The organism is Pelagicoccus sp. SDUM812003 (assembly GCF_031127815.1).
Taxonomy (GTDB): Bacteria; Verrucomicrobiota; Verrucomicrobiia; order Opitutales; family Opitutaceae; genus Pelagicoccus.
The window spans coordinates 1-6,063 of sequence record NZ_JARXHY010000036.1 but is presented as its reverse complement, the minus strand read 5'-3'; the positions used below and the strand labels follow the sequence as shown (position 1 = coordinate 6,063).

Genomic DNA, 6,063 nt, shown 5'->3' with positions numbered 1-6,063 from the left:
GGTGTGAGTTGTAGTAGCTGTATTCATAAAGGCACTATATTGACGGGTCGCCTCATGGCGACTCGTCTCTGTGCCTTCTCATTCCTACTGGTTAGTCACTTTTTTAGTTTCTCCATAGCCCAAGCATCCGCCTGTTCTATTGATCTGAAAATCTTCCTTTGCCAATCGTTCGGCTTCTTTTGAGAAGCATCGATGTATCTTTGTACCTTTTTTTCTATCTCGTCATTGGGAACGACAAAAGCGGATAGGAGATCGCGTCGATCTCCGAATAGTCGGGAAACGCTAGAGTAGATATTTGCGTAGTTCATCTCCTCTTCTTTCAAAGTTATCGAATCTACCTCCGACATGTCGTTCAAAACGTATTTTACGGAGCAGAAAAGCTCGTTCCCAATCCTTTCGTTGCAGAGCTGAAAGACATCCTCGAGCGTCAAGGTTCCGCGAAAGTGCACTGTGAGCTTAACGCCTTCCCATATCAAATCGTAGTTTTTCATTTTTCGACTAACGTGAAAGCCATACGCGGAGGTCATCGCGGAGCGATGGCCGGAGTTGTATGGGCTGCCTGGTTGGGCTCTTCTTCATTGGAGCTGTACATGCATGCGATAGTCGGCGACTTTCCGAATGAAAGTCAGGTGCAGGGGAGATTCTTCTCCTGAGGGTGCCGGCAGCTCCACACTAAAATCTTGGACACTGGAAAACTGCTCTGGAAGCTTCACAGTGCAATCATATCGCCCTAGAATCTGGGTGCCTGTCCTAGGAGGACTACCGTCAACGGTACGACTAGTGAGCGGTGCTTCAAATGGAACGTCCGCGAATTCGCCGCGACCATCGACGATACGCCACTGTGACCAAACAAGTGGGCCTACCACTGCCTTCTTATCGCCACTGATGATTACCGCTTCTTCGTTTCTAAATGATAACGTATGCCCTGCAGCGACTTCTGCTCGGAGTAAAACTTCGATGGTTCCATGCTCTGTCACGTTCGACCAAACACTTAGCTCACCGCTTGCGAACCTCTTCTGAGCGACATTCTTTGGTGCCTCTTCAGGCGAGCTGATGGTAGCACCCATGCCAGATGGCTCAAAATACTCGTATCGCACAGGTGTAGTGCAACCCGCGATCAAGATCGCCCCAACAAACGCGATTTTCCATGTGCTCGTCATTGCTTTGCCCAACGTGAAGTCCATACGCGTAGGTCAGCGCGGAGCGCTGGCCGGAGTTGTATGGGACGACTGGTTCTGCTTATTTATTTTGTAAACAATATACTCGTAGAGGTCGCTCCTCTGGTCCTCATACATCGTAAATATTTCTTTTGCCTCTCTTTTGTACGCGAAGAATGGATTCTCAGTAACCTTCTTGCCGTTGACTGTGACCGTTCTGTTTTGAGTAGAACCATAGAATTGTTCACTCTCTTCCAGATCTTCTTTGGAAATTACGTATGGGTCAAATCCCGCGACTTCAGCAAGATCCTTCGCAGATAGGATCATTTCTTTCAGATAGTAAGCACTGATTTCAGTATTCTCTTCCTGAAGCATTCTATGAAGCATGGGAATCTTCATGTAAATTCCTTCTTTACATACCTTGATCGCCTTGTCGGATTGATCCGATTCCAACAGGATGAGGGTAATTATATCGCTATTGAATTCTCCAAATATGCCATCCACCTCCAGATCTCGGATAGTCCCATAGGACTTGGATATTCCGAAGAGTGTACCTGCATAGAAAAGCAATGCGCTGGAGATTACCAAAATCGTTAGTTTTCCGAAGAGTTTCTTCATTTTTTGCAGAACGTGAAAGCCATACGCGGAGGTCAGCGCGGAGCGCTGGCCGGAGTTGTATGGGCTGACTGGTTCAGCTTATCTTCTTTTCTTCCAGTCAAGGGTAACTCCGATTCTCATACCCCAAGTACCATCCCAATTGGTCTTGAGCCCGTTCTTTTCGATAGTCTCTACGACGGTGCGTGCTACTGACAAAGCAGGCTCTTCGCCTTCTTCCGTAGATCCATAGTTTAGATACAGTCCACCACCTTCCACGGCTGATTCCGTGTCTTGCATGTGGTAGAAGATGTATCCCCTAACTTTCTTCTTCTTTTCTTGTGCTTCTATCTCGTCCCAGATTTCGCCCGATCCGCAAGTGCCGCAGCAACTGAAGTTCTGCCTGCAGACGATGCCTAACTCTTCGAGCTGCTGAAAAGCTAGGTCCAGACGATCGGTGTCCGTAACTTTCGGCCAATTCGCTTGTTCGGCTTTGTGGTCTGAAATCGCCTGCTTCACTTCTTTCGAGACCGCCTCCCTTAGCTTCTTCTCGTCATAATCATCAGAAAGAATGTCGATTGTGTTTTGGACGATTTCTTCCTCCGTCGAGAAGCCAGCAGCCACTTCCTGTCGAGCGTAGTGTCTAATGTCCTCAAGCATCGGATCCGCGGTTTCAGTATCGCTTGGAGTGCTTTTTGCGGTTCCAATGCTAAGTAGCGATAAGATTGCTGTTAGTAGCTTTTTCATTTTCTGCTGAACGTGAAAGCCATACGCGTAGGTCAGCGCGGAGCGCTGGCCGGAGTTGTATGGGCTGACTGGTTCTGCTTAATTTTTTAGTTCCAAGATTTTTAGTTCTTTGATCGGGAATGACCATGACCAGTCCTGATCGCTAAAATCTGACTTCCCGATGTGTGACGAATATAGATCCCTTAATGCCTTTGCCACCATCTGCACGATTTCAGTTTTACTTGATTGGATAGCTTGAATCAACTCTCCCTGATTGTTTTCCACCGACCAACTGGCCAAGGCATCTTGCTCCTGAAATATCCAGGTCTCGTATTCAGGTTCTAGTGACCATTCCACCTTTTCCATTTTGCTCCCCGAAAGGAAGGAGACTAGTTTGCTGGCAAGATTGCCGATGGAGTCACAGGGAACATCCGATGCGTGAATTACTCGCTCGCCAAGTCGAACGACAATCCATCCATTTTCAGGTTTTCCGAATGCTAGCTTTTTTGCTGGTTGCATCTTTTTCTGCAGAACGTGAAAGCCATACGCGCAGGTCAGCGCGGAGCGCTGGCCGGAGTTGTATGGGCTGACTGGTTGGGCTTCTTTTTAAGGTTCTGCGATTCTCAAAAAGACTGATTCTTCTGGGTTCGGATATTTGAATACAGCAGTTCCATCGTTCTTCATCTCCCAACTTCCATCTGCTTTTGTCCATTCCTGTCCATCTGTGCTCTTTTCCACTATGATAGAGACTTCGAAATCTTCAGCATCGATGTTAGTTATCGTGTTCTTGAGGCTAACGGTGAGTGAGTCGTCAGGATGAAACCACCAAGCAGCACTGAAACTGCCTTTTTGTGTGTAGAAGGGGCTAACAAGTGCTAGAGTCCCCGTTCCAGTAGTATTGAAGGTGACTTCATATTCGAATGTGGTTCCGCTAAACTGGGAATATAAGGTTATGAACCCTTTCTGCTCTCGTACCTCGTACTCATAAACACCAGCATCGCTAGCTCCATAGTCTATAGATATCAACACGTATTGATCGGTTTTCGCGTCGATCAGAAGAACCATCGTGCCATCGGTTAGGTGGGAGCCTACTACTTCGTCGATATCAACTCTGATCAAAGTTCCTTTGATGGATTCAGGTGGATCTACAGCAGAGTAGCTAGCTTGTCCTAGAATGATTAATATGAGGAGTTGGAGTATGTGTTTCATTGGATTTGAGAAGAAACGCGGATTAATTTTTTGCCCAACGTGAAGTCCATACGCGTAGGTCAGTCGCGGAGCGACTGGCCGGAGTTGTATGGGACGACTGGTTCGGTATCGTTTCTTTTTAAGCGTTCGTCCATCAACGACAATAGCTCCTCTGCTTTCATTCCGTATGTATCTGGCAGGGCTGATTCGATTCCTCCTATCTTTTTTGAGATCTTTCTTCCTAAGTCCGATCCTTCGAATTCCTCCCTGTAATCCCAGCCAACCATCTTGTTCGTTGTCATTCCTCTGTGTGTTTGAGTCATAATTCCGAAATGTTTGATGTCGTTCCATTTGACGTAGTGACGACGAAAGAGAGCTGAAAACTCAAAACCGTCTTCTTTTAGTTTTAGGTAGGAACTATTCGGTAGTAGCTGTATCGTGAATACGACTACACCCAAGCCGAAGAACACATAGGCAATGTGCCCCATCCAATCTCCATTCTTGGCTAGCCAAATTCCGCCTGCAACGAAAGTGATCGAAACAAGCAACAGCAGGGCGTGCTTTGTTTTGCTGGGGTAAAATGTGGTTTCCTTCATTTTTTACCGAACGTGAAGGTCATACGCGTAGGTCAGCGCGGAGCGCTGGCCGAAGTTGTATGGACCGACTGGATGGACATTATTTTCTGGGGTTTGAGGTTTGGATTCCTGTGAGCTAATTTTCTTCGAATTCTGCCAGATCGTCGAGTCTTCGCGCATGAGGTTTTTCTTTTTGGTCGGGGCAGGAGGGAGATGGATCGTCGAAGTCTTCAGTGCAGGAGCTTTCTTTCTTTTCTGATTTTTTTCTTTTCTTCGAGATTGTCGTCGGGGTTTTCAGAAGAGAATCCGTGTAAGGGGGCTTTGATCGTCGAACTCAGACCTTTCGTATCAGGATTTTGGAGATTTCGAGTCAGGATTCCTTCGATTTTTTCAAATAGTCGATTTTTCAAAATTTTTCGACCCCTTCGGGGTAAGCGTAACATGCGTTACGCCATAGTCGCTTCGCTCATTACTTTCGTCCATCGTGAAAGCCATACGCGTAGGTCAGCGCGGAGCGCTGACCGGAGTTGTATGGGCTGACTGGTTAGCTTTTATTTCTTCTATTTGTTTGAAATACTGGTCCTTGGATAAGCTCTCATCGAGTCGGTTGGCTCTTAGCTCTCCGAAAAGACTCTCATAAAGAGCTTGGTCACCTTCATTCCCATTGTCGTCTGGATGGATTGTTTGAGTCGAAATCTCTATGAATTCAAATCTTTCAATTTCGTAAGTGATTAGTGAACCTTCGCCACCTCCACCTCGATGATAGACTGTTATGGTCGAAGTATCTCCCTTATCGGAGATATTGAAAGCGAGTGGATGGAAGAAGAGAGAGGTGAACTCATTCTCGAAAGATCCATTCTCTTTGCCGAAGTGAATCGTCCACCAACAACCTGCGTTACCGCAAAGATCCGGTTCGGAAAATGCAACGTCGCGAAATCCGTCCAAATTGAAATCGGTGATGATTCTGTAGAACTTCGCATCGTCCTTTGCTACAGCTAGAGAAGCGAGAACAGCGGCCATCAGGATGAAGACGTTTGATTTCATTTTTCTAGCTAACGTGAAAGCCATACGCGGAAGTCAGCGCGGAGCGCTGGCTGGAGTTGTATGGGCTGACTGGTTAGTCAAAGTATTCACTCTGATTAGTTCTTCTATGTAAGGGGATGGAAAATTCAGAAATAACGCTCTCTCCGGAACCTTAAGGCCTGATTTTTCGAGTGACTTTGCAACGTCAATTGCCAAACCGAGGCAATCGTTGGTGACTAGTGCGTAGTGAATCCCTAACTGCTTTCCTGTCTTGGGAAGCATAGACTGGATTCTTTCATAATCATGCTTCGATACTTTTACTATGAGAGTGGGCTCTTTGCCTGTGAAGGTCAGCCCTTCAGGTCTAGTGCTCTCGTCAGTCACAACCATCGATGATGATAAGAATTGGTTCTTTTTATCTGTATCTGGGTATATTCCAAGTGTAAGTGCATTCCTTTTCCCAGATTCAGAGTCTAGATCTGTGAGCAGAATGAAGGCATGTCCAGGGAACCCAGGCTTAGCACAAAACCATATAGAACGATCTCCATCGTCCGGAGTCTGCCGTAAATCAATAGGTATACCTGTGTAATTTTTGTAAACGTCCGAAACAGTTGATGCACGGACGTAGGTATAGGCCGCTAAGCCGAAGATTGATAGAATTGCTATTAGTAACAATGTGAGTAGGGTTTTCATATTTTTGAGACTAACGTGAAAGCCATACGCGGAGGTCAGCGCGGAGCGCTGGCCGGAGTTGTATGGGCTGACTGGTTCTGCTTATTTTCTTCTTTCATCTCTTGCCT

At 46.5% G+C, this 6,063-nt stretch carries 9 protein-coding genes; all 9 read right to left on the bottom strand.

All coding sequences use genetic code 11. The features are described 5' to 3' along the window. Positions 1-95 precede the first annotated feature (95 nt). The gene (locus tag QEH54_RS22400; RefSeq protein ID WP_309020960.1) at positions 96-491 is read right to left on the bottom strand and encodes a hypothetical protein; all 396 of its coding nucleotides are present in this window, start codon (positions 489-491) and stop codon (positions 96-98) included. A gap of 84 nt (positions 492-575) precedes the next feature. After that, the gene (locus tag QEH54_RS22395; protein WP_309020959.1) at positions 576-1,184 is read right to left on the bottom strand and encodes a hypothetical protein; all 609 of its coding nucleotides are present in this window, start codon (positions 1,182-1,184) and stop codon (positions 576-578) included. Between the two features lie 9 nt (positions 1,185-1,193). Beyond that, on the bottom strand, positions 1,194-1,775 hold the full coding sequence (locus tag QEH54_RS22390) for a hypothetical protein (RefSeq protein ID WP_309020958.1): 582 nt from the start codon (positions 1,773-1,775) through the stop codon (positions 1,194-1,196). Positions 1,776-1,853: 78 nt separating this feature from the next. Continuing rightward, positions 1,854-2,498, bottom strand: coding sequence for a hypothetical protein (locus tag QEH54_RS22385; protein ID WP_309020957.1), 645 nt, complete (start codon positions 2,496-2,498; stop codon positions 1,854-1,856). A gap of 78 nt (positions 2,499-2,576) precedes the next feature. After that, the gene (locus QEH54_RS22380) at positions 2,577-2,996 is read right to left on the bottom strand and encodes a hypothetical protein (RefSeq protein WP_309020956.1); all 420 of its coding nucleotides are present in this window, start codon (positions 2,994-2,996) and stop codon (positions 2,577-2,579) included. An 87-nt stretch (positions 2,997-3,083) separates the two neighbouring features. Next, positions 3,084-3,686 carry a hypothetical protein gene (locus QEH54_RS22375; protein WP_309020955.1) on the bottom strand — a complete coding sequence of 201 codons (603 nt, stop codon included), beginning with the start codon at positions 3,684-3,686 and terminating at the stop codon, positions 3,084-3,086. Positions 3,687-3,745: 59 nt separating this feature from the next. Then, a complete protein-coding gene (locus tag QEH54_RS22370) occupies positions 3,746-4,261 on the bottom strand; it encodes an STM3941 family protein (protein ID WP_309020954.1) in 516 nt (171 codons plus the stop codon). Positions 4,262-4,744: 483 nt separating this feature from the next. Then, on the bottom strand, positions 4,745-5,284 hold the full coding sequence (locus tag QEH54_RS22365; protein WP_309020953.1) for a hypothetical protein: 540 nt from the start codon (positions 5,282-5,284) through the stop codon (positions 4,745-4,747). Between the two features lie 33 nt (positions 5,285-5,317). Beyond that, on the bottom strand, positions 5,318-5,956 hold the full coding sequence (locus QEH54_RS22360) for a hypothetical protein (RefSeq protein ID WP_309020952.1): 639 nt from the start codon (positions 5,954-5,956) through the stop codon (positions 5,318-5,320). Between the last annotated feature and the right edge of the window lie 107 nt (positions 5,957-6,063).